Origin of the sequence: Cupriavidus lacunae, from assembly GCF_003353055.1 — a bacterium.
Classification (GTDB): Bacteria; Pseudomonadota; Gammaproteobacteria; order Burkholderiales; family Burkholderiaceae; genus Cupriavidus; species Cupriavidus lacunae.
In genome coordinates, this window is the sequence record NZ_QKWJ01000102.1 from 1 (window position 1) to 23,459 (window position 23,459).

The following is a 23,459-nucleotide window of genomic DNA, read 5'->3' on the forward strand; positions in this document are numbered from 1 at the left end:
ATCGCCGACTCGTCGCTCATCATCGAACATTTGCAGGAACTGCACCCGGACGCCCTGAACGACAATCACCTGACGCCCCTGCAGCGCGCACAGTCCGTGGCGATCAGGGCATTGCTCGAGACGTCGCCTTTACTTCATAGGGCTCTACCCGCGCTGGGGCATCGACCGCAACATGGACATTTACCGTCCGTTGCTGGTCGAGTACGCGACGCACAGTGCTGTCCGCGCAGATCTGGCTCAAAGACATCGACCAGGACTTCGCCGGCATGAATGCAGCCTGGGAGGCATGGATCCCCGAGGATGCCGTGCCCACCCGTGCCACCTGCGAAGCGAAGCTCGCACATCCAGAACTGCTGGTCGAAATCATCGTGACTGCGGCGGTGTAGCCCATACCTTTCGAAAGTTGCGGCGGAGGTGCGCTCACGCAGCCTGCCCTTTCCGGGCATGGTGCTCTCGACGATCATCCTGGTCCAGCTGATCTGCAGCCTTACTATCATGGCCGGGTACAGACCGAAATTACCGCCTTCCTGCTGGCGGCGTTCACGCTGGTCACGGCCGTGGTCTTCTATCTTCGCGCCCATGCCGACAAGTCTGAAGTCAGGTGGCAGGCTCAAGTACCAACGCCGCGGAAAAAACATGCCGCCGCCCCGCCCTGAGCGCCGGCGCCGTCCAGCCAGGAACGCGCTGTCGCTGCACCTCTCCGCTTCCTACGGCATCTCGAAGGGATTGAGAATCGGTGTAGCGAGCGATATGCTTGGACAACTCGGCGAAGACCGTATCGACGGCGTACGCCGGGCCGACTCACGGGAGCGGTCTTTGGCGCGGCCCGGGAATCCCGGCCCAGGGGGACGCCTGGCAGGTCTTACCTAACGCGTACAAGGAGTGGGGCACCAGGAATCGCCCCGAAGGCAGCAAGATCGTGCCGCGAGTGCTGGCGCCCTTCTTGGGCGCCGGCCGCGCGGCGGCATCGGATACCAACCGCGCCAACGAACGCCGGACGACCACCGGCCGCAAAGGCAGACCGCCATGGCTTACCTGCTGGATCCGCTGTTCCTGGGCGCATGCGTCGTCCTCTGCGATGTCTTTGCCTGGCGGCTTATCCCCCCGGCGCATATGCGGCATCGGCAACTGGCCCGGCTCGCCATCTTTGTCCTCCTGACCATCGTGCTGGTGCATGGCGGCATGGCTCCGCTGAATGCTGCACCATTCCCCGGGCAGCCGATAAGGCATTTCATCGCGCAGGCGCTGGGAATCATCTGGTGGCTGCTGGGGGCCCGGGTTCTCAGCATCATGTTGGGCACTCTGTTCCTACCCCGGGCTTGGCAAGGCGAACGTCTGTTCCAGGATGTATTCGGCGCACTGATCTTCGTGGCCGCCGCCGTCGCGGCCGTTGCGTACGTTCTGGAGCTTCCGGTGACCGGCCTGCTGGCAACGTCGGGCGCGCTGGCCATCATTGTCGGCCTGGCCGTGCAGAGCACGCTGGGCGATGTGTTCTCCGGCCTGGTCCTGAATGCGACCCAGCCCTATCACCCCGGCGACCTGGTCTCCATCGACGGCATCGACGGGAGGGTGCTCGAAATCAACTGGCGTGCCACGCACCTATTGAGCGCTCAGGGCAACCTGGTTGTTATTCCCAACAGCACAACCGCACGCGCCAGGATCACCAACTTCAGCCGCCCGTCGGAGCTGCATGGTGTCAGCGTAACCATTGAGGTGACGCCGGAAGCGCGCCCGCAACGGGTACTGGACGCGCTTGATCGCGCCATCAAGGGATGCAGGGTCGCACTGCACAAGCCGGAGCCGTCAGTCGTCGTCAAGCGCATGAGCGCGAATGCCGTCGAGTACGAAATGACGTGCTACGTCGCGTCCATGGCTGACAAGCCAGCTGCCGCCAACCAGCTCTTTGATCTTGCCCACCGGCATCTGGCGTCAGCGGGCATTGACCTGCGCCCGCTGGCTGTCCCTTACAACAATATCGGGCGTACCGATCGACGCGTGCGGCTGCTGTCCATGGTGAATATCTTCCAGGCACTGGATGAAGTCGAGCTTTCGCAGCTGGCGGGGCGCATGTCACGGCATGAGTACGCGGCGGGACAGCCCGTCGTAGCGAGCACGGATGTCACCGACTACCTGCTGCTGGTGGATACAGGCGTCCTCTCCGTGACCGGCCTGCAAAACGGCGAGAACAAGGAAATCGTGCGCCTCGGGCCTGGCGACGCATTTGGCGAGTCCGGGGTGCTTGCAGGTATTCCGATGCAAGTCGCGATCGGGACAGTCACCAACGCCGCTCTCTATCGGCTGGACAAGGACGACCTGACGCCAGTTCTCCGTGCTCGCCCGGAAGTCGGCTCGGAGATGTGCCGTCTCCTGTCCCAACATAAGGAATCGAGCGATGCCCTTTCGCAGATCCACGTCATACCGGACGTAAAGCCGATGGGCCTTCTGCAATGGCTTCAGGCTAAGATGCGTGCCCTTCATGAGGTCGGCCCAAAGGACCAGCATCGAGAAATAACCTCTTGACGCCTGACAGCCGGCGCTCGCGCACTTTCGCAAAACGGAAGCCGTGCGCGCGTTGCAAGTGCCTCATTGGCCTCTCGGCGGTGGTCCGGTCGTTCCCCCCCGTTTTGGCGCGGTCTCCTGAACGGCGCGATGTTCTCGATGGGCGGGCTGGCCGCGATGTTCTACCCGACCAGCGGGCGTTCGTCAGGCGTGGCATGGATGTACGGCGTTGGCCGGATCGGCGGCATCCTCGGCCCGATCGCCGGCGACAGTCCGGGCGTCATCGCCACCGACGCGAAGGCCGGCTGACGCCGCTTCCCGGCCCGTCGTACGCTACCGGCCCTCGCGAAGCTGGCGCCGGTACTGGTGCGGCGTCGCCCCCTTCCACCGGCGGCAGGCGCGGATGAAGTTGGAGACTTCGCCATATCCCAGCGCCTCCGCCACCTGCTCCAGCGTCAGCCCCGTCGCCAGCAGTTCGTCGGCAAGGGTTTCGCGGACCTCCTCCTGCAACTGGCGGAACGTCGTGCCCTCCTCCGCCAGCCGGCGGCGCAGCGTGCGCGACGTCATGTGCAGTTCGTCGGCCAGCGTTTCCATGTCTGCCAGGTGGCCGGGGCGGGCGACCAGCCGGTCGCGCAGGCGCCCGGCCAATCCGTCGCGCGCGCGGCGCTGTGCGAGGATCGCCTGGCACTGCGCCTCGCACTGGCGCGCCACGTCCTCGCTCGCGCCGGGCAGCGGGCGGTCGAGATAGCCGGTCGCGTCCTTGACGATCCGGTTCTCGGCGGCGCCGAACTCGGGCGTCATGCCGAACAACGCTTCATAGGGATCCCCTTGATTCCCATGCAATTTACCGGGTTAGCTACCACTAGGCGCCATGCGGGTTTCCGGGCGATGCCCGTCCGAAACCTCAATCTAATCAGTCACTTGCTGACAGGTCTTTTTTGCCTGCTTTAACAGTTTGAGGGGGGCTTCGGTCAGCGGCCCGATGCCGTCCCAGCGCAACACGTGGCACGTGTCGCCGGAAAACGGTTCCACAGATAACAAGCGCACAGCGAGGGCCGGCGTCAGCTTAGCCTCGTCGAGCGTGAAAATCGGAAACCTCGGCGGGCTTAGCAACACTTCGCTAGGCGGCGACAAGCACGCGTCCGGTTGAGGCGTGACTGAACATATCCGGACTGCACGGCCCACAAGGCAGGGTCCTGCTCGAGGCCGCTGGCATGTCCCGATCCTCAGGTGGTGTGGACGATCTCGGCATCACCCCATCCACTTGCGCTCATAGTCCATCTCATTGAAGTGTTCAATCAGGAAGTCCACGAAGGTTCGGCACTTGGCCGACAGGTACTTCCGGCTTGGATAGGCAAGATTGATCGTCAGATCGGGCAACCGATAATCGTCCAGCACGGGCACCAGACGGCTGGCCACGATGTCGTCGTACACGATGTACTTCGGCTGCACCAGGATGCCCAAGCCCTTAAGTGCGGCCGCACGAAGCACTTGTCCGTCGTTGGCCTGCATCAATGGCTCTATCTTTAGCACCCGTTCCAGCCCATCGCGACGAAAGTGAAGTTCATCGGCCCGGTTTGCCAGTGAGTACTGAAGCAGGTGGTGTTTCGCCAGCTCTTCCACCGAGCCCGGCGTGCCATGCTCGGCCAGGTATCCGGGTGTGGCCACCAGCACTCGCCGGGTCGAGGCCAGCTTACGCACCGTGATGCTGGAGTCGGGTTCGTACTCGCGAGTGCGGATGGCCAGGTCAATGCCGCTGTCGATGAGATCCATGTAGCGGTTGGCGGCCACAATGTTGATGCGCACATCTGGGAAGCGCGCCCGGTAGGCCGGCACCAGCGGCGCCAGGTGCAACATCGAAAAGCTCAGCGACGCGGTGACGGTGAGCACGCCGGTGGGTCGCAACGTGCTGGCATTGATGGCCTGCTCGGCTTCCAGCATCTCGGCGTGCAGGCCTCGGCAGCGCTCGTAAAACTGTCGCCCTACTTCCGTGACGCGCAGGCTGCGTGAATTGCGCTCGATTAGCCGCGTGCCCAAACGCTCTTCCAACGAGGCCAAGTGCCGTGTCACCGCTGCCTTGGACATGTCCAGCGCCATGCCGGCCTTGGACAGCCCTTGGCGCTCGACGATCTGGATAAAGAGCTCAACCTCTGTCCAACGGTCCATGTTTGTTCGTTCCGATTTGCGAAACTGAGGTTCCCGCAAAGGTGGCTTGTTGTCGTTTCTAGCCATTTTTATTATACGACCACAGTGACAAACGCAGGCGGAGCGAAACGATGATCAACCTGAACGAAGACACCATCACCGGCGCGGTGATTCAGCGCAACGCGCAGGCGAAGGACGCTCGGTTGCGCGAGTTGATGGTCAACCTGGTACAGCACCTGCACGCGTTTGCCCGCGAAACACAACTCACTGAAGAGGAGTGGCAGCAGGGGATCCAGTTCCTCACTCGCGTTGGCCAGATGTGCGACGAGAACCGTCAGGAGTTCATCCTGCTGTCCGATACGCTCGGCCTGTCGACTCTGGTGATGGCACTCAACCACCGCAAGCCCGCGGGCTGCACCGAGGCCACGGTGTTCGGGCCGTTCTATGTGCACGGCGCGCCCGAGTTGCCTCTGGGCGCGGATATTGCCAATGGCGCCAAAGGCGCTCCCTGCTATGTCAGCGGCACGGTGCGTGGAGACGATGGGCGCATTGTGGCCAATGCCGAAATTCAGGTCTGGCAAGCCGATGAGGACGGCTTCTACGACGTGCAGTACACAGGAAAAGACCAACTTGCGGCACGCGCCGTGCTGCGCAGCGATGCCGACGGCAATTACCACTTCCGCAGCATCCTGGCCGAGCCTTACCCCATTCCCCACGACGGACCCGTGGGCGACATGCTCGAAGCGCTGAACCGCCACCCTTGGCGACCGGCGCATCTGCACTTTCTGATCCGGGCCGAAGGTCACCAGTCGCTCACCACACACGTATTCCGCAAGGGGGACAAGTACCTCGAGTCGGACGCGGTATTCGGCGTGCGCTCTACTCTGGTGGCCGATTGGGTACGCCATGAAGCTGGCACCGCACCAGATGGTAGCCGGACCGACCAACCCTTCTACGTCTTGCACTTCGACTTCGTGCTGGCGCGCGCAGGCGCCTGAAGCGATCGGAGCGATACACACCGTGGACACTATCAAGCACATCGTAATGTGGAAGGTGGCAGGCGACTCGGCACAAACGAGAGCCACATCGGCCACCAAGGTGAAACGGGCCTTCGAAGCCTTGCGAGGCCGCATTCCGGGCTTGCAGTACTTAGAAGTGGGCGTGGACTTCAGCGCGGTAGATTACGCCTGCGACATGGTGCTCTACACGGAGTTCGACAGCCAGGCTTCGCTGGACGCATACGCCAAGCATCCCGATCACCTGCGTGTGCGCGAGGAGTTGGAAGGGCTGCGCATCGCTCGGTATCAGGTGGACTACGTTGTCGCAGGGGCAAAGGCGTGACTTCCAAGTCGACTACTCCGTCTACTACCACGCTGCTGCGCGGGGCATTTGTACTGACGATGGATGAGTGCTTGGGCGACCTGCCGGTGGGTGACGTGCTCATAGAAGGCGACCGGATCGTTGCCGTGGCCGCACATGTCGACGCGCCCCACGATGCCACGGTGGTCGAAGCGCAGGGCGCGATCGTCTGCCCCGGCTTCGTCAACGCGCACATGCATACCTGGCAGACCAACCTTCGCGGCGTGGCGGCCGACTGGACGCTGCTCGAATACTTCAAATGGGTCCACAAGGGCCTGGCGACCCGGTATTCGCCGGCTGACATAGGCATCTCGACACTGTGCGGAGCGCTCGGCCAGTTGGACGTGGGCACGACGACTTTGGGCGACTGGTGCCACAACAACCCGACACCAGCACACACGGATGCCGCCGTGCAAGCACTCCAAGCCAGCGGCATACGCGCGGTGTTTTTTCACGGTTCGCCCAAGCCCGAACCCAAGCCGGGCGAAAAGCACTTCTCTGAAGTCCCGCATCCGCGGCGCGAGATTGCCAGATTGGCTGAGCGGCTCAGCGGCGAAGATCAACTTGTTACGCTGGGCATGGCCATCCTCGGCCCTCACTATTCGACGATCGAGGTCTCCCGGCACGACCTGAAACTGGCGCGCGAGTTCGGCCTGATTGCCTCGATGCACCAAGGCGGCGGTGTCGGCAAGACGCCGGGAGGATGGAACACGCTGATCGCCGAAGGCCTCGTCGGTCCGAACGTGAACATCGTGCACGGTAATGATCTCGGCGACGCCGAATTGGAGCGTTTTGTCCGCTTGGGCGCGAGCTTCTCGGTGACACCCGAAAACGAGATGACCCAAGGCCACGGCTTCCCGATCACTGGGCGGTTGCGGGCACTGGGGGCCGCGCCATCGCTGGGCGTGGATCTGGAGAGCATCGTTGGCAGCAGCATGCTTTCAGTGGCCCGCATGGCCTTAGCCTGCCAGCGTGCATTGGATAACGCCGAGCACCGGCGCGACCACGGCGGAATCCCGGCCACCTCCACTGTGCCGGTGCGGGACGCGCTGCGCTGGATCACGTCGGAAGGGGCCAGGGCCTTGGGTCTAGCCGAGCGCACCGGCTCGCTCACCCCCGGCAAGCAAGCCGACATCGTGATCGTGCGGCCCAAGCGCCTGGGGGTCGCGCCGATGCACGACCCATATGCCACCCTCGTGTTGCAGTGCGACAGCGCTGACATCGACAGCGTCATGGTGGCCGGTCGCTTTTTGAAACGCGAAGGCCGGCTGTCGCGAGGCGATGTGCCCGAGTTGGGCTCGCGGCTCGCGGCTTCGGGACACCGAATCCTCGCTGAACTCGGACTGACGCGGGAATGGAGCCCGCCGTCGAGCGCGCACGCGCTGTAGTTCATAACGAAGCACCACATTTGGCATTCCAGGAGACAACATGCTTTCACCCACCAGAACGGACACATCGGTTCCGGTAGTAGAGCTGCGTGGTATCTGCAAGAGCTTCCCCGGCGTCAAGGCGCTGGACGAGGTATCGCTTGCGCTGCACCCGGGCGAGGTCCACATGATCATGGGCGAAAACGGCGCCGGGAAGTCCACTCTCATGAAGATCCTCTGCGGCGCACACACGGCAGATGCCGGGGAATTCTATCACCAGGGGCAGCCGGCCAAGATGGCAGACGCCGCGGACGCGCGGCGCTATGGTGTCGCGGTCATCTTCCAGGAGTTGTCGCTAGTTCCGCACCTGGACGTGGGGCGCAACATCTTTCTCGGCCGCGAGCCGCGCGGCCTGCTGCCAGGGCAGATTGACCTGCCGGCACTTTATGCCCGTGCCCAGGGGTTCCTGGACATGGTCGGCAGCGCCATCGATGTGCGCACGCCAGTTCACCGTCTGCGCGTGGCCGAGCAGCAGATCGTCGAGATCGCCAAGGCCCTGTCGCAGAACGCCAAGGTGCTGGTACTCGATGAACCGACGTCGGCACTCTCCGACCGAGAGGTCGAGAGCCTGTTCAAGGTAATCCGCGATCTGCGTCATAAAGGGGTCGCAATGGCCTACATCTCCCATCGAATGGCCGAGGTCTTCGAACTGGGAGATCGGATCACGGTCATCCGCGACGGCAAGCACATCAAGACCTTGATGCCGGCAGAAGCATCGCCAGACGAGATCGTACGCCTGATGGTCGGCCGCACGGTGGACATGACCTATCAGCGCGAGTTCTGCAACCGGCCCGGCGAGGCGGTCATCGAGCTGAAAGGGGTGGGTGCGGCCAACGGCGTGCGCGGCGTGAATCTGGTGGTGCGTCGGGGTGAGATTGTCGGCCTGAGCGGCCTGGTGGGTTCGGGCCGGACCGAGGTGGCTCGGGCCATCTTCGGCGCGGATCGGATCATACAGGGGCAGGTGCTTCACCTTGGCAAGCCCCTGCCCAACGACCCCGCCAAGGTGGTCAGCTGCGGTATTGGCTTGATCCCCGAGAACCGCAAGACGCAGGGGCTGGCGCTCATCCGCTCGGTACAGGACAACCTGATCGTCTCAAGCCTCGACAGGCACTTCCCGACGCGCAAGTTTTCGATGCGCAAGGCTGCGACGCTCGCCGCCGAGTTGATCGCCCGCTTGCGCATCGCCACACCATCGTCCCAGCGAAAAGTTGGCAACCTCAGCGGCGGCAATCAGCAGAAGGTTGTCATCGGCAAGTGGCTGTCGGCAGACGTCGACCTCCTGATATTCGACGAACCGACCCGGGGCATCGATGTGGGCGCCAAGGCGGAGATCTTCGAGTTAATCGATGGTTTGGTGAAGCAAGGCAAGGCTGTGCTGATGATCAGCTCCGAGCTCCCGGAGATCACTCATATTTGCGATCGCGCGTACGTCATGCGCCACAAGACAATCGTTGGCGAACTGTCACGCCAGGAGTTGACAGCAGAAAACGTGATGAGACTGGCGGTGCACCATGATTGATCTTGTATTGCGGCGTTGTGGAGCAGCATGGCCCGCCGCCATTGAACGTGCTCCGGGGATCTGGGCCATCTTGGTCGTCCTGGCGCTGGCCTTCTCAGTCACGACAGACACCTTCCTCACTGGGCCAAACCTGACCAACCTCGGCGTGCAGTCTTCGATCTTGCTGCTGCTCGCGCTGCCGATGACACTGGTAATCCTCTCGGAGGGTATCGATCTATCGATGGGTGGCGTGGTGGCGTTGGCGGGGATGGTGGCGGCATCGGCGCTGGCCAGCGGCGCCTCCCTGCCCACCGCGTTTGCCATCGGGATCGGCTGCGGCCTGGTGGCCGGTTTGTGGAACGGCGTCGTGGTCGCTTACCTGCAGGTGCCGCCCTTTGTTGCCACTTTGGGCACCTTGGGTATGGCACAGGGGTTGGCGCTGGTCATGACCGACGGTCAAAGCATTACTAACGTTGGCGATGCCTTGCCAGCTTTGTTCAGCAGCTCGCTGGTGGGGATCCCGACTCCGTTGATCATCGCAGGCGTCGCATACTGGATAACACACTTCATCCTGTATCGCACACGGTTCGGCAATGCCATTTTCGCGATGGGCGGCAATCGTGAAGCCTGGCGGCTTGCTGGGGGCAACGTTGCAGCCGTGCTGATCGGTGTCTATGCGTTCTCGGGCCTGATGGTGGGGCTCACCAGCGTGATGTTCGCGTCGCGCATGAGTGCCGGCCATCCAACTGCATCGCTCGGGCTGGAATTTGACGCGATGGCGGCCGTGGCGCTGGGAGGTACCTCCTTCGAGCGCGGCAATGGCTGGCTGTTCGGGACGGTGCTGGGCGTGCTGGCCATCGGTGTGCTGCGCAACGGGCTCAACTTGCTCGGCTTTCCCTCGTCCCTTCAAGTTATCAGCGTCGGTGTACTGGTGTTGCTGGCGCTCCTCCTCAATGGCCTCAAGAGGCAGTCTTCATGAGCACCCCCATGAACATCAACACCCGGAAGGATATGACCATTTCACCCACGTCTGAGCCGCTCGGTCAGCGCGTCCTGGACTTCCTGGGCGGCCCGGATATCGCTTACAGGCTGGTCGCAGTGGCGCTCCTGTGTGCAGCACTGGCGATGGCCAGCGGCAATTTCCTGACCGAGGGGAATCTGCTCAATGTGCTGCGCCAGGCTTCGCTGCTGTTCCTTATCGCGTCTGGCCTGACCGTGGTGCTCATCGCTGGTGGTATCGACCTGTCGGTGGGCGCGAACCTTGGCTTGTCGGCGTGCCTTGCCGGTCTAACCCTCAAGGCTACCGGCTCGATCCCATTGGCGTTTGTCGTGGGCATCGGTACTGGCACCTGCGCTGGCCTGCTCAATGGCATGCTTGTCAGCTTCATGCGTGTGCCGCCATTCATTGCCACTTACGGCATGTTGTGGGTGCTGACGGGCCTGACCTATCTGGTCATGCATGGCGATGCGATCGCCGGCTTTCCCAGTGCATTCCGCTTCATTGGCAGCGGCTACCTCGCCGGCATCCCGGTGCCCGTGTACCTGATGGTGGCGTTTCTCATCACCGGCGGGCTGTTCGCGCGCATGACAACGTATGGTCAGCAGACCTATGCCATCGGCGCCAATCCCGAGGCGGCTTTGCTTTCGGGGGTTCCCGTGCGTTCGCGGCAGATCCTCGTCTACACGATGAGCGGTGCGATGGCGGGGCTTGCCGCCCTCGTCTTCCTGGCGCGTGTGAACTCGGCCGAGGGCGACATCGGCGAGACTCTGACTCTGCCTGCCATTACTGCGGCCCTCATCGGCGGCACATCGCTGTTCGGCGGGGTGGGCACGCTTACCGGCACGCTGATCGGTGCCCTGATGATGACGCTTGTCATCAATGGCATGAACCTATTGTCGGTGGACACAAACTGGCAGCCCTTCGTCATGGGCGTGATGGTGGTGCTGGCGGTGCTGGTGGATCGCCTTTCACATCGCCGCTGAGACATATTTCAACATACCTGGAGACATCATGACTCAAGCACACCGTTCCTTGTTTGTCGCGGCCATCGGGGCCATTGCGGCATTGCTGTCCTGCCCGGCTTGGGCCGACGGCGAGCGCATCGCCGTGTTCACCAAGAACCAGACCAACCCATTTTTTCTTACCGTGCGACTCGGTGCAGATGCGGCCGCCCGCCAGTTGAAGGCCACGGTCGTGCATTACATCCCGACCAAGGCCGACAGCATCCCGGAGCAGATCAGCCAGATAGAGGACGTGATCGTCAAGAGGCCCAGCGCCGTCGTCCTGACGCCGGTGGATTTCAAGGCGCTCAATGGCGCCATCAGGAAGCTGAATGAGGCGAACATCCCGGTCGTGAACATGACGGACCGCGCCGAGCAAGGCAAGTTCGTCAACTTCGTCGGCGCGGCCGATTACGACCTGGGACTTGCCACCGGGCGTTACCTGCTGCGCAAGTTGGGCGGCCAAGGCAACGTCGTGATCCTTGAGGGCGTCAAGGGCGCAGTCGTGCCGAACGAACGCTTGCGCGGCTATAAGGACGCGCTCAAAGAGTTCCCCAAGGTCAAGGTGCTGGCCTCTCAGACGGCCAACAACCAGCGACTCCAGGCGGTCCAAGTCACCGAGAACCTGCTGCAGGCGAACCCGAAGATCGACGGTATCCTGGCCGTCAACGATGCGATGGCCACTGGAGCCATCGAAGCGCTCGATGGCGCCAACCGCAAGGCGCTGGTCGTCGGCATCAACGGCACGAGGGAAGCAGTGGAGGCCATCAAGGCCGGAAAGATGCTCGCCTCGGGCGACTACAACGCCTTTCAGCACGGCTGCTTCGCTGTGATGAGCGCTGTTCGCAGCCTGCGCGGCCAGCCGGTGCCGAAGGAAATCGCCTTCCCGGCGCGCGTCATCGATTCTTCCAACTTCCAGTCCCTGGACATGGCACCTGAAAAGATGAGCTGCCTGCCTTGGGAATCAGTTGTCAAGTAAGCCCGTAAGCAACACAACACCATCACTATGACCACTACTTCTTCTCTTCCGCTGGCACCTCGCGCGTTCAATCACATTGGCCTTACAGTGCCCGACATCGACCGCGCCATCGATTGGTACGGGAAAGTGCTGGGCTTCCACCTGATCTTTCGCCGCACGCTCGAATACAAAGCTGAGGTGCCTGAAGTGCGCGAGATCTTCGGGCCGAGGTTCGGCCGGGCTTACCAGGCGCACGTGGTGGCCGCCAACGGCGTGGGGCTGGAGTTGTTCCAGTTCCTTGACCCCGAGGTAGAGATGCCCGACGACAATTTCCGCTACTGGCAAGGCGGTGTGTTCCACCTGTGCGTGACCGACCCCGACCTCGAGGGCCTGGCCGCGCGGGTAGTGGCCCACGGTGGCAAGCAGCGCACCAAGGTGTGGCAATTCCTGCCAAACCGCCCCTACCAGCTGGTGTATTGCGAAGACCCGTTCGGCAATATCATCGAAGGCTTTTCACACCACTACACCGAGACCTTCTCGAACATGCCGGGCTGGCATCCCGTCATCGAAGAGAAACATGCCTGAGATCCACATCAACAACAGAGGAGAGGCAGCATGAAAGTCAGTGTGATCGGGCTCGGTGCGATGGGAACGGCCATGGCCGCCAACCTGCTAAAGGCCGGGCATGAGGTATGGGTATGGAACCGCAGTCCAGCGGCCGCCGACACGCTGGTGGCCGCGGGTGCCATACGTTGCGCCACGGCCGCCGAGGCCTTCGCGGGTGCGCCTGTGGTGATGTCGGTGCTGGGAGATGACGCTGCCGTCGAGCAGGTCATCACTGCCGAAGTGCTGCGTGCTGCTAGCAGGGGCGCAATCCACATCAACCTGGCCACGGTGTCGGTGGCTGCCGCCCAACGCCTGGTGGCATTGCACGCACAGCACCATCTAACCTACATCGGTGCCCCGGTATTCGGCCGCGCCGAAATGGCGGCGGCGGGAAAGCTCAACATCGTGGCCGGCGGGCCAGCGGCCGCCATCGAAATGGTGCAGCCGCTGTTTTCCGCCATTGGACAACGGGTGTGGCCAGTGGGCGAAGACCCGGTGCAGGCGCACCTGGTCAAGATCGCCGGCAATTTCATGATCGCCTGCGTGATCGAGACGCTCGGCGAAGCGATGGCAATGGTCGAGAAGAGCGGCCTGCCGCCCAAAGTTTTCACCGACATCATGACTGGCACGCTGTTCGCGGCGCCAGCCTACAACATCTACGCCGACTTGATCAACGCCGGCACGTTCCAACCTGCAGCCTTCAAGCTGCACCTGGGCCTGAAGGACGTGGGGCTCGCGCTCGCGGCCGCGCAGGGCGTGCAAGCACCGCTGCCGCTGGGCAGCATGCTGCGGGACCACTTCCTTGAAGCGATGGCATCTGGGCACGGTCAGCACGACTGGGCCTTCCTCGGCGAACAGATCCGGCGCAAGGCTGGCCTGCCGGCTCGCCACGACGCTGCTTGCAACTCCAACACCGCATCAGCATAACAACCTCACTCATCTTTGACGAGGTGGTGCAGGTACTCTAACGCAGGGGGTGACATGTACTTCATTATCCATGCTATTGACGTCGATGACGCGTTGCCGCGCCGCCTGGCTAACTACGGCGCGCACAAGGCCTACCTGGAGCAGACCAATCGCGAAGGCAAGGTGCACATCGTCATGTCGGGTCCCTTGGTGCAGGACGACGGGGAAACCATGCGTGGCTCGTTCTTCCTGCTCGAAGCCGAGAACCGGCAACGTGTGCAGGCGTTCCATGAGGCCGATCCGTTCAAGCATGCCGGCATCTGGGCGCAGGTGAGCATCAGCGCTTTCCTGCGTCGGCAAGGCTAGAGGGAGTTTTGTGGCCGAGGCACGATGCCGGGGCCGCGCGCAGTCACATCGAAGGAGATATTCCGTGAACCCGTTTTCGTATGTTCCCCTGCCGAGCCGCGTCATCTTCGGTGCTGGCAGCGTGCAGCAGCTCAAGACGGAGGTACTGGCCCTGGGCGCCAAGCGCGCCCTGGTGCTGTGCACGCCGCAACAGACGGCCTTGGCCAGCCAACTGGCAGACGCCTTGGGCGAAGTTGGTGCTGGCGTGTACGCCGGTGCCGTGATGCACGTGCCGATGGAGTCGGCCGTGCAGGCGCGCGAGGTGGCGCGCGAGCGGGGCGCCGATGTGTGTGTGGCCGTGGGCGGTGGCTCGACCATCGGCCTCGGCAAGGCCATCGCGCTCGACTCCGGCGTGCCCATCCTCGCCGTGCCCACGACCTACGCCGGCAGCGAAGTCACGCCCATCTACGGCATCACAGTGGCTGGCGTGAAGAAGACTGGACGCGACCTGCGTGTGCTTCCGCGTACCGTGATCTACGACCCCGACCTGACGATGACGCTGCCAAGCGCCATGACGATCACCAGCGGCATTAACGCCATGGCGCATGCCGCCGAGGGCCTTTATGCGCAAGACGTCAACCCGATCGCCGCGCTGATGGCCGAAGAGGGCCTACGCGCGCTGGCCGCTGCTCTGCCCATCCTGGCCCAGGATGGCACGGATCGCGGCGCTCGCAGCGACGCGCTCTATGGCGCCTGGCTCAGTGGCAACGTGCTGGGTAGTGTGGGCATGGCCCTGCACCACAAGCTGTGCCACACCTTGGGTGGCAGCTTCAATCTGCCGCACGCCGAGCTGCACACCGTGGTGCTGCCTCACGTCATCGGCTATAACGCGCCGGCCGTGCCCACAGTTGCGGAACGCATCGCGCGAGCGATCGGCGCGTCTTCGGCCGGCAACGGCCTGCAGGAGCTTGCGCGGCAATGCGGCGCGCCGCTGACGCTGGCGAGCATCGGCATGAAGCGCGAAGACCTGTCGCAAGCCGCCGAGCTGGCTTGCCAGAACTCGTACTGGAACCCGCGGCCCTTCGCGCATGCCGACGTCCTGGCGTTGCTTGAGCGCGCCTTCGACGGTGCGCCCGCCGAACAGGACTGATGCCATGAAGCTAGTGTTTGCCGCTGTTGGCAAGATGGGATTGCCGATGGCGCTGCACCTTAGGCGCGCGGGGCACGATGTGTGTGCCGTCGACGCATGGGAGGCTGCGCGCCAAAGGGCACAAGAAGCCGGCTTGGTGCTCGCCAACGGTCTGGGTGGGGCACTCGCCGGCTCCGACGTGCTCGTCTCTTCGCTGCCAGACGACGCCGCCTTGATGGCGGTGGCTGATGTGGTCGTCCAAGCCGGGCACCCGAAGCTGGCGTGGGTGGACACCAGCACGGTTTCCCCACAGGCCTCGCGTGCCGCGGCCGAGCGCGTCACAAGGATTGGCGTCGAGCATCTGCGCGTCACGGTATCGGGCAACGCACCGATGGCGGAAAAGGCGCTTCTTACCGTGATGGCATCGGGCCCGCGGGCGCTGTATGACCGGCTCGAGCCGTTGCTGGCTTGCTGGGGCTCGCGACGCTTTTACCTCGGTGACGGCGAACAGGCGCGGCTGATGAAGCTGGTGGTCAACCTGATGATCGCGCATACCACGGCGATGCTCGGGGAAGGCCTGGCCTTGGGCCGGAAAGGGGGCTTGGATTGGCGCGACATGTGGCAGGTGATCACGGAAAGCGCCGTCGCGTCACCCATTGTCAAGGCCAAGTCGGTGCAGCTGGCCGAGCGCGACTTCTCGCCGACGTTCACGGTGACGCAGATGCGCAAGGATCTGGGCTTGATCGTGGGCGCGGCAGCGGCCTTGAGGGTGCCGCTACCGTTGACGCAGCAGGTGCTCTCGCAGCAGGAAGACGCGGCCCACGCAGGCTTCGCCTGCGAAGACTACGCCGCCGTGCTGAAGATCGCCGAACGCGCGGCAGGTCTGTCGTAGGCCGCATCATATGGTGGGGCCTGTTCTCAGCTCGCCTGCACGGAGAATAAGCAGCTTTCCCAGATCGATGATGGCAATGTGGCCATACCTGATCGCAAGCATGCCGAGGGATTCCATCCCCGGCACAGCGAGACTGCTTCCCCATGCCTCTGGCTCGATCCTCACAGCTTCGCCTGGAGTCGCTAGGGCGAGCGCTGGGCGCCGAGCGGCAAGCTTGGATATGGACTTTGGCCAATATTCAAATTAATTCAATATCTGGTTGATATCTTCAGTGCAATCTCTGGCGTTTGGCGCCTAAACTAGTTCCAAGCCCAGCCATCTTCGTGCGGGCTAGATTCAAATATCTTGCACATTTATTGAGGTAAGCATCATGACTTCCAAGTTCATCCGCGTCGCCATCGTCTACCATAGCGGCTACGGCCACACCGCCAGGCAGGCTCAGGCCGTGGCGCGGGGCGCCGGCAGCCTCGCAGGCTCGGAAAGCCTGCTAATCCCGGTCGAAGACATCGACCAGCACTGGGACACGCTGGAGGCGGTGGACGCAATCATCTTCGGCGCGCCGACCTACATGGGGAGCGCCTCGGCGCAGTTCAAGGGCTTCATGGACGCCACCTCGCGCAACGTCTTCGCCAAGGGCGGCAAGTGGGCCAACAAGGTCGCCGCCGGGTTCACCAACGCGGCCTCGCGCTCGGGCGATAAGCTGGCCACGCTGCAGCAGATCGCCGTCTTCGCGGCGCAACACGGCATGCACTGGGTCAACCTGGGCCTGCCCCCGGGCCACAACAACTCGAAGTCGACCGAGGACACCCTCAATCGCCATGGCTTCTTCCTGGGGGCGGCCGCGCAGTCCGATGCCGATGTCAGCGCCGAAGTGGCGCCGCCGCCGGCCGACCTGCGCACCGCCGAACACCTGGGGGCGCGCGTGGCGGAAGTGGCGCAGCAACTGGTGGCTGGCCGGCGCGCGCTTGCGCAGCTGAAAGAAGCAGCCTAAGGCGCGCCGGCTCGTCCTGGAACCCGAGGCGGTACATCCAGGCCCGACGGGACGCGGCAACATCCAACGCAGAGGTGTTTCCGCCGGCTGGCGCGGCAAGCTGGGCTTTCGTCGGGGTCATGCGCGAATCCCATCGCGGACTCGCAGGCGCCCGTCGCAATGCACTGAACGCCGCGCAGCCACTTGCCGCCTATTCTGGTACCAGCACCTGCGATATGAAACCCTATTTCCTCTCGCTTGTCGCCGGCGTCTTGGCGGGTGCCATCTATGCACTCCTGGCCGCTCGCTCCCCTGCGCCTCCGACGCTTGCACTGGTCGTCCTGCTTGGCATCCTGCTCGGCGAGCAGGTCGTTCCTGTGGCCAAGCGCATTGGTAGCAGTGTGCCCTTCAGTGCCGCACTGTTTTACTCGCAACAGACCCCCGGGCTTACCGGCGCTACCGCTCGCCGAACGGCGCAACAAGCGTTCTGGTCTGTCCAGTCGCCGTCGCCCGCCGACACACACCACGATCGCACGTCCTGAAATCCCTTAGCCGGACCCCGCATAAGGGCGGCGGTCCTTCTTCCCTGGAGCCGTACCGTGAATGAATCCACCGCCTTTATCGTCCACCTGCCGGGCAAGCCCGAGCATCGCGCGGAACTCGAATCCAAGCTGCTGTACGTGCTCGACCAGATGTCGAAGGAGCCTGATTTTATCAACACGTATCTCCACCGCTCGATCGAAGATCCCGACACCCTCGTCCTGTATGAAAACTGGGCCTGCAGCGAGCAGCATTTCAGGGATCACCACCTGAAAACATCCTACCGGAGCGAGTACGAAGCGGCACTGGCCATTATGTTGAAGGCGCCGCGCACGATTGAGTTCCTCACGCCGGTTCGCGCCTATCAGAAATCCGCAAACTGAAGTCACCTGACGAGAAGATTACTTTTTCCGCCGCGTGTATCGCGGCTTCGTTGACTAGACTCGATGCAAAGGTTACCGACAAGCCGGGGGTTGCTTTCCCGAAGCGGACCTTCGCAGCAGCGGAGAGCCCCCTTCTTCCTTGACCTACAGGAGCAACATCATGAGCACAGCGTTGTCAGGCAAAGCAGCGTTCGTCACCGGCGGTTCGCGCGGCATCGGCGCGGCCATTGTCCGGCGCCTCGCACAAGAAGGGGCTGCGGTCGCCTTCACTTACCAGAGTTCGGCTGCCGCCGCCAAGGCGCTGGCGGCGCAAGTCGAGGCGAGCGGCGCCAGGGTGCTGGCCATTCAGGCCGACGTGGCCGACGCCGGCGCGCTGACCGCCTCCATCGACGAGGCCGCGCGTGCTTTGGGGAGGATCGACATCCTGGTCAACAACGCCGGCGTCCTGCTGATGGGGCCGCTCGACAGCTTCTCTCTGGAAGACTTCGACAAGACGCTCGATGTCAATGTGCGGGCCATCTTCGTCGCTGCCAAAGCTGTGCTGCCGCACATGGGCAAGGGTGGTCGAATCATCAACATCGGCAGCTGCAATGCCGAGCGAATGCCGTTCCCGGGCGGGGCCGCCTACGCGATGAGCAAGTCCGCGCTGCAAGGCCTGGCGCAAGGCCTGGCACGAGATCTTGGCCCACGCGAGATCACCGTGAATAACATCCAGCCGGGACCCACCAACACCGATATGAACCCGCAGTCTGGCGAATTCGCCACTGCGCTGCATGGGCTCATGGCGCTACAACGGCATGCCACGCCCGAGGAGATCGCTGGCATGGTGGCCTACGTCGCCAGCCCGGAAGCGGGTTTCGTGACGGGCGCGAGCTTGACGATAGACGGCGGCTTCAACGCGTGAATTCTTCATCTGGACGCCGGAACCCCCGAACGCTTCCGTCGCCCCTCACCTCGGCAGTCTTAGAACCGGCGCTAGCTTGACCGTCTCATGACTTGAAGCGTGAATTCGTTGGACTGCACCCCTTCGTCCCGCACCACTATCCTGAACGGACAGTCATTCGGGCTGCTTGGGATCCGCAGGCGTAGCACGGGACGAGGGGAACACACCCTTTAGCCAAAGCCCCCGAGAAGAAATAGTCGCTTGGGAGAAAGCGCGATGGATCACTGGCAACTGGCGTATCTCGGCATGCGGCAGATTCCGCGCGAACTCAGCGAGTTCGAGCTTGCCACGTTCTTCACGTTCTCCGCCAAGGAGCGGGCCCTGATCGACGCGCGGCGCAGCCACCTGTACCGCCTGGCCTGCGCCGTTCACATCGGCTTTGTCCGCATGACTGGGCGCACTCTCGATGCCTACAAGCAGGTACCCAAATTCCTTTGGGCCCATGTTGGCGCGCAACTCGGCATCACGCCGCCTGATATGGGCACGCTGGGCGCGCTGTATGACGGGCGCACCGATACCCTGGTGGACCACCAGATGCTGGCCTATCAAGCCCTCGGGTTCAGCCCGATGGCCGAGCATCAGCGGCGTTACGTGACGCGCTGGCTCAAGGAGTGCCTGGCAGGCCAACCGAGCCGCAGTGATCTGCTGCACGAACTGAAACGTTGGCTGTACGAGCATCGCATCCTGATCCCGCACGACAGGGCGCTGAAGCGGCTGATTAGTCAGGCGGTGGATGCCTGCGAGGCAGCGCTGGCTGAAGCGCTGATGCAAGCCTACGGCGAGGCCTCACTCGACGCGTGGGGCAACTTGCTCCCTCGGCCGTCAGGGGATCGCACTAGCCTCCAGCAATGGCTGTGGGCGGTTCCGCTGCGTAATTCCACGCATCAGATGGGCGAGCTGTTTGACAAGATCGACCGGCTGTACCTGTTGGGCGTCCACCAAAGCTGGCCGGCGGTCTGCAATGAGGCAGTAGTTCGCCACTACGCGCGGCGTTGTGCGAATCGCCCGGCGTCAGTCAGCAAGCGGGTTGCGCAACAGTCCCGCCGCTTGGAAGCCGCATGCTTCTTGCGCTATGCGTTGTGTGCGGCCACGGATCAGCTGTCGTCCATGCTGCGGCACTGGATTCGCAAGTCCATCAACGATGCGGGACGCCTGATCGACGCCGGCCGGCCTGATCCTGGCGTCAAGCTGCGGGAATTCGCCGCTGCGGTCAAGGCGCTGGTTGCCGACGAGACGCTGACACGAGAAGCCCTTCGCCAGCAATTGGGCGCCCTGGCCGATGCGGCGACCTCCCAGAATCTGTCAAGCCGAGCCAGTCTGATCCGCGCACAACTCCTGTCACGACACCGGCAAGCCAGGGCCATGCTGGGCAGGCTGGTTCGCCTGCCATTCGCCGCCCAGTCGGCCCACCCGGTGATCGAGGCCATGGAGGTGCTGCGCAAGCTCTGTGCGCGCAAGGCCGACTGGCTGCCCGATAAGGTGACGATTCGATTGGGACGGGCCTGGCAGCCAGCATTGGAGGGCCAGGATCGCAAGCGATCCCTGGCTGCCTTCGAATGGGGGACGCTGTTTGCCCTGCGGGTGGCGCTGCGTAATGGCTCGGCCTTCCTAGACCACAGCTTCGCCTACCGTAGCCAAGCGGCACTACTGATTTCCAACGAGGATTGGCAAGCCCGACGTAATCACTTCTACGGCCACCTCAAGCTGCCGCAGGACGCCAAGACATTCCTCGAGCCCGTGGTGGCACATTTGGATGCGGGGCTCGCCAGGCTGCGCGACGCTGTCCAGTGTGGCGAGCTGAAAATCGATAGCGCGATCCATATCGATCCGCTCACGGCAATGAAACCGGAAGCCTCCGTGGAGGCGCTGCGACGCGCGCTGTTCGAGCGGCACCCCGGTGGGCAATTGCCGGAAATCCTGCTGGAAATTGACAGCAGCACGCACTTCAGCTGGCTCCTGCTGGGCCGGGAACCGCATTCGCGCAGCGAGCTGTTGATGGTCTACGCCGCGGTGCTGGCGCACGGCACGTCGATGTCGGCGGCAGACCTCTCGCGCATGGTGCCAGAGTTGTCGCCCAGCGCAATCCGGCAGATGATGCATCGCATCGCAGATGAGCGAAAACTGCGTCAGGCTGCCGATGCTGTCCTGGTCTTCATGCACCAGCACTCGATCGCTCAGCACTGGGGACGCGCCGATCTGGCGTCGTCGGACATGATGTCGCTGGAGACCACGCGCACGGTCTGGCGGGCACGGGCCGATCCGCGCCGACGCACGGCATCGATCGGCATGTACACGCATGTCCGCGACCGCTGGGGCATCTTCTATGACCAGCCGATACTGCTAAACGAGCGGCAAGCCGGCGCAGCCATCGAGGGCGTCATCCGCCAGAGTGGATCGGAAGACGTGGCGCAGCTGGCGGTCGATACCCATGGCTTTACAGATTTCGCGATGAGTCTGTCACGGCTGTTGGGCTTCGATCTCTGTCCGCGACTGTCCCACCTGCGCGACAGACGTCTGCATGTTCCCAGGCATCATAATGTGCCTGGCGAACTGGCTGCCGTCACCGATGCAGATGTTCGACTGAGCCTCATTGAGTCCGCCTGGGACGAGCTGGTGCGGATTGCGGCGTCCGTGCAAAGCGGGCAATGCACCGCAGTCCAGGCACTCTCGCGCTTTGGGGTAGCGGCGCGTGGACAGCCAGTCTATGAGGCCGGCATGCATCTCGGACGGTTGTTTCGTACGATCTTCCTGATCGACTATTTCACGAATACCGCATTTCGCCATGAGATGCAGCACGTGTTGAACCGCGGTGAAGCGGTGCACATTCTCCAGCGAGCGATCCATTCCGGCAAGATACCGATCGAGCTGGCGCGCCATGACGCGTCGCTGGCGGCAGTGTCATCGGCCTTGACCTTGCTATCCAATTCAGTAATGGCTTGGAATACGATGCACATGCAAAGCAGCTGGGACGTCCTCGAGAGAATTAGCCGCGAGGCGACTCGATCTGAGGACCTTCGGCATATCGGTCCGACGCATCTCGAGGGAATCAATCTGCGGGGCACTTTTGAGTTCCCCATCGCGCGCTATGCGCATCGGCTCATGCCCACTGCGGCGTTCCAGTCCGACTCATCTTCGCAGTGGCGTACGGCGTAACCGTTTTTGCTTTGAAAGCGGCTCAGAGGGCTGTACCAAAGAACTGATACCTCTGGGTTCCGCAATAGTCACACCGGCGACATGCCTCCCCTGACCGCCGAGCGCTTGCCGTCATCCGCTCGTCGGCTCCGACTCCGCTTTTCGGAGGCTGACCGCCCTTCCCTACCGCCACGCCCATGCTACAGATCGGTATCTGTGGATGCGGAAAATGGACCAGTCAGCAAGTGATTGATTTTATGGGGATATCTTCCGAGCATCAGCCGGAAACCCGCATGAATGCTTGGGGTAGCTATCCCGGTAAATTGCATCGAAAACAAAGGGATACCGACACGCACGACTTTGTTCAAGACTGCCGAGCGCGCAGGGTGACGCCCCATGTGGCACGCAACGACGCGCGAGCTGGCGGCAGCGCAATCGATGGCCGTACCTCGCGGCACGAGGGATACCGAGTGAGTCAGGTCATCCGCAAACGCGTCGAAGAGCACTTTGGTTGGGGCAAGACGGTCGGACGGCTTCGACAAACCGTGTATCGTGGCCTCGAACGCGTGGACCAGCACTTCAAGCTGACGATGATTGCCAGCAATCTGACCCGAATCGCACGAATACTGGGTGCGGTACCGCGAGGAGCGGTGCAATGAGCCGCCAAAGCGGGGCTGCCGCACGGCGCCATGCTGGCGCGCCCCGGAATTGGGGCACCCAATTGCATGGCATGGTAGGAATTTGGCGGCCATTTGCATGTCGAGTCGTGTTTAGCTGCGCTGCGCCCTTCGTGACGGAGTGCGTTTCAACAGCCTGCTAGAGTAAATCACCCCTGACTCCACTGGGCACCATCGCAGCGACAGACCTGGCTGACGTAGGCAGAAACAGCCATCACCGGCGCGCGCCGGAAAGAACTTGCTGCGGCGTCTGACAGGCAGACTGCCAACTGCGGCCCTACATGGAAATTCTGGCCGTGCGGGCGACGTCAGCCCAATGAAGCATGTCCCGCCGGACAAGCTGCGTCAGTTCTTCCGGCGTACTGGCCTTGGCTTCCGCGTAATGGTCGGCCAGGTACTTCCGAAACTCCGGACTCTCTACCGCCTTGACCAATGCGTCGCGAAGCCGCTTCGCGTCGTCCTCGCGCGTGCCTTTCGGCGCGAACGCTGCAAACCACAAGACACTCTCGAACCCCGGCAACTCCTCGGCAATAGCCGGGACATTGGGCAACGACGGTAGGCGGTGGCGTGCCGCCACGCCAAGGACCCGCATCTTGCCCGATTGCACCAGTGATGCCGATTCGATGGACGTTACGAAGCTGCACTGGATATCGCCCTGGAGCAGACCCGTGGCGACCAGCGATCCGCCCTGGTAAGGGATGTGCGTCATGTCGAGTTTGCCGCGACGGGCAAACTCGAACCCCGTCAGATGCGCGAGCGAGCCGATACCCGATGAGCCGTAGTTGACCCTCGCGTCCGGCCGACGCGCTCGCCGCATCAATTCCTCTAGCGTTGCCGGGCCCTTCTCTGCCGATGTCATCAACACCAATGGCATGAAGGCGATCGTTGTTAGAGGCCGAAGATCCTTCAGCGCATCGTATGGCGTTCTCCAGAGAAACGAATTGAAGACGACTACCGTGAGGGGGCCATTATCATGAAGCTGTCCCCACGGGATGGATCTGGAAGCCAAGGGCAGTCGCGCGGCGCCGTAGCGCGGCGATGCTGCGCTG

22 protein-coding genes and 2 pseudogenes are annotated in these 23,459 nt (G+C 63.0%); 21 read left to right on the forward strand and 3 right to left on the reverse strand.

What is annotated here, in order from left to right:
- Positions 1-200: 200 nt before the first annotated feature.
- The 3 genes and pseudogenes from DN412_RS37565 to DN412_RS37575 all read left to right on the forward strand — a co-directional run.
- Positions 201-386 (forward strand): annotated as a pseudogene (locus DN412_RS37565) (Rid family hydrolase); the annotation flags it as partial.
- A 640-nt stretch (positions 387-1,026) separates the two neighbouring features.
- Positions 1,027-2,520: a mechanosensitive ion channel family protein gene (locus DN412_RS37570; RefSeq protein WP_115216173.1), complete on the forward strand. Its 1,494-nt coding sequence runs from the start codon at positions 1,027-1,029 to the stop codon at positions 2,518-2,520.
- A gap of 129 nt (positions 2,521-2,649) precedes the next feature.
- Positions 2,650-2,808, forward strand: coding sequence for a hypothetical protein (locus DN412_RS37575; RefSeq protein WP_167471181.1), 159 nt, complete (start codon positions 2,650-2,652; stop codon positions 2,806-2,808).
- 24 nt (positions 2,809-2,832) lie between these two features.
- Here the strand turns inward: DN412_RS37575 and DN412_RS37580 are convergent, their stop codons facing one another.
- Complete coding sequence (locus DN412_RS37580) at positions 2,833-3,342, reverse strand: helix-turn-helix transcriptional regulator (protein ID WP_208647737.1); 510 nt, start codon at positions 3,340-3,342, stop codon at positions 2,833-2,835.
- A 408-nt stretch (positions 3,343-3,750) separates the two neighbouring features.
- Positions 3,751-4,665 (reverse strand): LysR family transcriptional regulator, encoded by a 915-nt coding sequence (locus DN412_RS37590; protein ID WP_115216177.1) that lies wholly within the window; start codon positions 4,663-4,665, stop codon positions 3,751-3,753.
- Between the two features lie 110 nt (positions 4,666-4,775).
- Here DN412_RS37590 and DN412_RS37595 point away from each other — a divergent pair, with 110 nt between their 5' ends.
- The 18 genes and pseudogenes from DN412_RS37595 to DN412_RS37680 form a co-directional block, all read left to right on the forward strand.
- Positions 4,776-5,642 carry an intradiol ring-cleavage dioxygenase gene (locus tag DN412_RS37595; protein ID WP_115216178.1) on the forward strand — a complete coding sequence of 289 codons (867 nt, stop codon included), beginning with the start codon at positions 4,776-4,778 and terminating at the stop codon, positions 5,640-5,642.
- 22 nt (positions 5,643-5,664) lie between these two features.
- Positions 5,665-5,985, forward strand: a complete 321-nt coding sequence (locus DN412_RS37600) for a Dabb family protein (protein WP_279635297.1) — start codon at positions 5,665-5,667, stop codon at positions 5,983-5,985.
- Positions 5,982-7,391, forward strand: coding sequence for an amidohydrolase family protein (locus tag DN412_RS37605; RefSeq protein WP_279635298.1), 1,410 nt, complete (start codon positions 5,982-5,984; stop codon positions 7,389-7,391). Before DN412_RS37600 ends, DN412_RS37605 begins: the two co-directional genes overlap by 4 nt.
- Positions 7,392-7,431: 40 nt before the next feature.
- Positions 7,432-8,949 (forward strand): sugar ABC transporter ATP-binding protein, encoded by a 1,518-nt coding sequence (locus DN412_RS37610; RefSeq protein ID WP_115216181.1) that lies wholly within the window; start codon positions 7,432-7,434, stop codon positions 8,947-8,949.
- On the forward strand, positions 8,942-9,907 hold the full coding sequence (locus DN412_RS37615; RefSeq protein WP_115216182.1) for an ABC transporter permease: 966 nt from the start codon (positions 8,942-8,944) through the stop codon (positions 9,905-9,907). The genes DN412_RS37610 and DN412_RS37615 overlap by 8 nt, the downstream gene beginning before the upstream one ends.
- An 8-nt stretch (positions 9,908-9,915) precedes the next feature.
- Entirely contained in the window at positions 9,916-10,911 is a 996-nt protein-coding gene (locus tag DN412_RS37620) for an ABC transporter permease (protein ID WP_244222998.1), read from the forward strand.
- A 49-nt stretch (positions 10,912-10,960) separates the two neighbouring features.
- Entirely contained in the window at positions 10,961-11,908 is a 948-nt protein-coding gene (locus DN412_RS37625) for a sugar ABC transporter substrate-binding protein (protein ID WP_244222999.1), read from the forward strand.
- A 27-nt stretch (positions 11,909-11,935) separates the two neighbouring features.
- Positions 11,936-12,472, forward strand: a complete 537-nt coding sequence (locus DN412_RS37630) for a VOC family protein (protein ID WP_115216184.1) — start codon at positions 11,936-11,938, stop codon at positions 12,470-12,472.
- 30 nt (positions 12,473-12,502) lie between these two features.
- On the forward strand, positions 12,503-13,420 hold the full coding sequence (locus DN412_RS37635) for an NAD(P)-dependent oxidoreductase (protein WP_115216185.1): 918 nt from the start codon (positions 12,503-12,505) through the stop codon (positions 13,418-13,420).
- 54 nt (positions 13,421-13,474) lie between these two features.
- Positions 13,475-13,765: a YciI family protein gene (locus tag DN412_RS37640; RefSeq protein ID WP_115216186.1), complete on the forward strand. Its 291-nt coding sequence runs from the start codon at positions 13,475-13,477 to the stop codon at positions 13,763-13,765.
- A 64-nt stretch (positions 13,766-13,829) separates the two neighbouring features.
- The gene (locus tag DN412_RS37645; protein ID WP_115216187.1) at positions 13,830-14,894 is read left to right on the forward strand and encodes a maleylacetate reductase; all 1,065 of its coding nucleotides are present in this window, start codon (positions 13,830-13,832) and stop codon (positions 14,892-14,894) included.
- Positions 14,895-14,898: 4 nt separating this feature from the next.
- Complete coding sequence (locus DN412_RS37650; protein ID WP_115216188.1) at positions 14,899-15,765, forward strand: NAD(P)-dependent oxidoreductase; 867 nt, start codon at positions 14,899-14,901, stop codon at positions 15,763-15,765.
- A gap of 370 nt (positions 15,766-16,135) precedes the next feature.
- Positions 16,136-16,756 (forward strand): flavodoxin family protein, encoded by a 621-nt coding sequence (locus DN412_RS37655; protein WP_115216189.1) that lies wholly within the window; start codon positions 16,136-16,138, stop codon positions 16,754-16,756.
- 215 nt (positions 16,757-16,971) lie between these two features.
- Entirely contained in the window at positions 16,972-17,277 is a 306-nt protein-coding gene (locus DN412_RS37660) for a DUF1427 family protein (protein WP_115216190.1), read from the forward strand.
- A 57-nt stretch (positions 17,278-17,334) separates the two neighbouring features.
- Entirely contained in the window at positions 17,335-17,658 is a 324-nt protein-coding gene (locus DN412_RS37665) for a putative quinol monooxygenase (protein ID WP_115216191.1), read from the forward strand.
- A gap of 160 nt (positions 17,659-17,818) precedes the next feature.
- The gene (locus DN412_RS37670; protein ID WP_115216192.1) at positions 17,819-18,562 is read left to right on the forward strand and encodes an SDR family oxidoreductase; all 744 of its coding nucleotides are present in this window, start codon (positions 17,819-17,821) and stop codon (positions 18,560-18,562) included.
- A 255-nt stretch (positions 18,563-18,817) separates the two neighbouring features.
- Entirely contained in the window at positions 18,818-21,754 is a 2,937-nt protein-coding gene (locus tag DN412_RS37675) for a Tn3 family transposase (protein ID WP_115216193.1), read from the forward strand.
- Between the two features lie 326 nt (positions 21,755-22,080).
- Positions 22,081-22,392 (forward strand): annotated as a pseudogene (locus DN412_RS37680) (transposase); the annotation flags it as partial.
- Between the two features lie 295 nt (positions 22,393-22,687).
- On the opposite strand, the gene DN412_RS37685 reads toward DN412_RS37680, so the two are convergent.
- Positions 22,688-23,459: tripartite tricarboxylate transporter substrate binding protein (locus tag DN412_RS37685; protein ID WP_133303146.1), on the reverse strand; the 772-nt coding region annotated here is incomplete at its 5' end.

Coding starts and splice junctions, on each gene's coding strand:
- DN412_RS37655 (WP_115216189.1), top strand. CDS start 16,136: ATGACTTCCAAGTTCATCCGCGTCGCCATCGTCTACCATAGCGGCTAC.
- DN412_RS37660 (WP_115216190.1), top strand. CDS start 16,972: ATGAAACCCTATTTCCTCTCGCTTGTCGCCGGCGTCTTGGCGGGTGCC.
- DN412_RS37670 (WP_115216192.1), top strand. CDS start 17,819: ATGAGCACAGCGTTGTCAGGCAAAGCAGCGTTCGTCACCGGCGGTTCG.
- DN412_RS37630 (WP_115216184.1), top strand. CDS start 11,936: ATGACCACTACTTCTTCTCTTCCGCTGGCACCTCGCGCGTTCAATCAC.
- DN412_RS37650 (WP_115216188.1), top strand. CDS start 14,899: ATGAAGCTAGTGTTTGCCGCTGTTGGCAAGATGGGATTGCCGATGGCG.
- DN412_RS37590 (WP_115216177.1), bottom strand. CDS start 4,665: ATGGACCGTTGGACAGAGGTTGAGCTCTTTATCCAGATCGTCGAGCGC.
- DN412_RS37615 (WP_115216182.1), top strand. CDS start 8,942: ATGATTGATCTTGTATTGCGGCGTTGTGGAGCAGCATGGCCCGCCGCC.
- DN412_RS37620 (WP_244222998.1), top strand. CDS start 9,916: ATGAACATCAACACCCGGAAGGATATGACCATTTCACCCACGTCTGAG.
- DN412_RS37610 (WP_115216181.1), top strand. CDS start 7,432: ATGCTTTCACCCACCAGAACGGACACATCGGTTCCGGTAGTAGAGCTG.
- DN412_RS37635 (WP_115216185.1), top strand. CDS start 12,503: ATGAAAGTCAGTGTGATCGGGCTCGGTGCGATGGGAACGGCCATGGCC.
- DN412_RS37595 (WP_115216178.1), top strand. CDS start 4,776: ATGATCAACCTGAACGAAGACACCATCACCGGCGCGGTGATTCAGCGC.
- DN412_RS37675 (WP_115216193.1), top strand. CDS start 18,818: ATGGATCACTGGCAACTGGCGTATCTCGGCATGCGGCAGATTCCGCGC.
- DN412_RS37640 (WP_115216186.1), top strand. CDS start 13,475: ATGTACTTCATTATCCATGCTATTGACGTCGATGACGCGTTGCCGCGC.
- DN412_RS37570 (WP_115216173.1), top strand. CDS start 1,027: ATGGCTTACCTGCTGGATCCGCTGTTCCTGGGCGCATGCGTCGTCCTC.
- DN412_RS37575 (WP_167471181.1), top strand. CDS start 2,650: ATGTTCTCGATGGGCGGGCTGGCCGCGATGTTCTACCCGACCAGCGGG.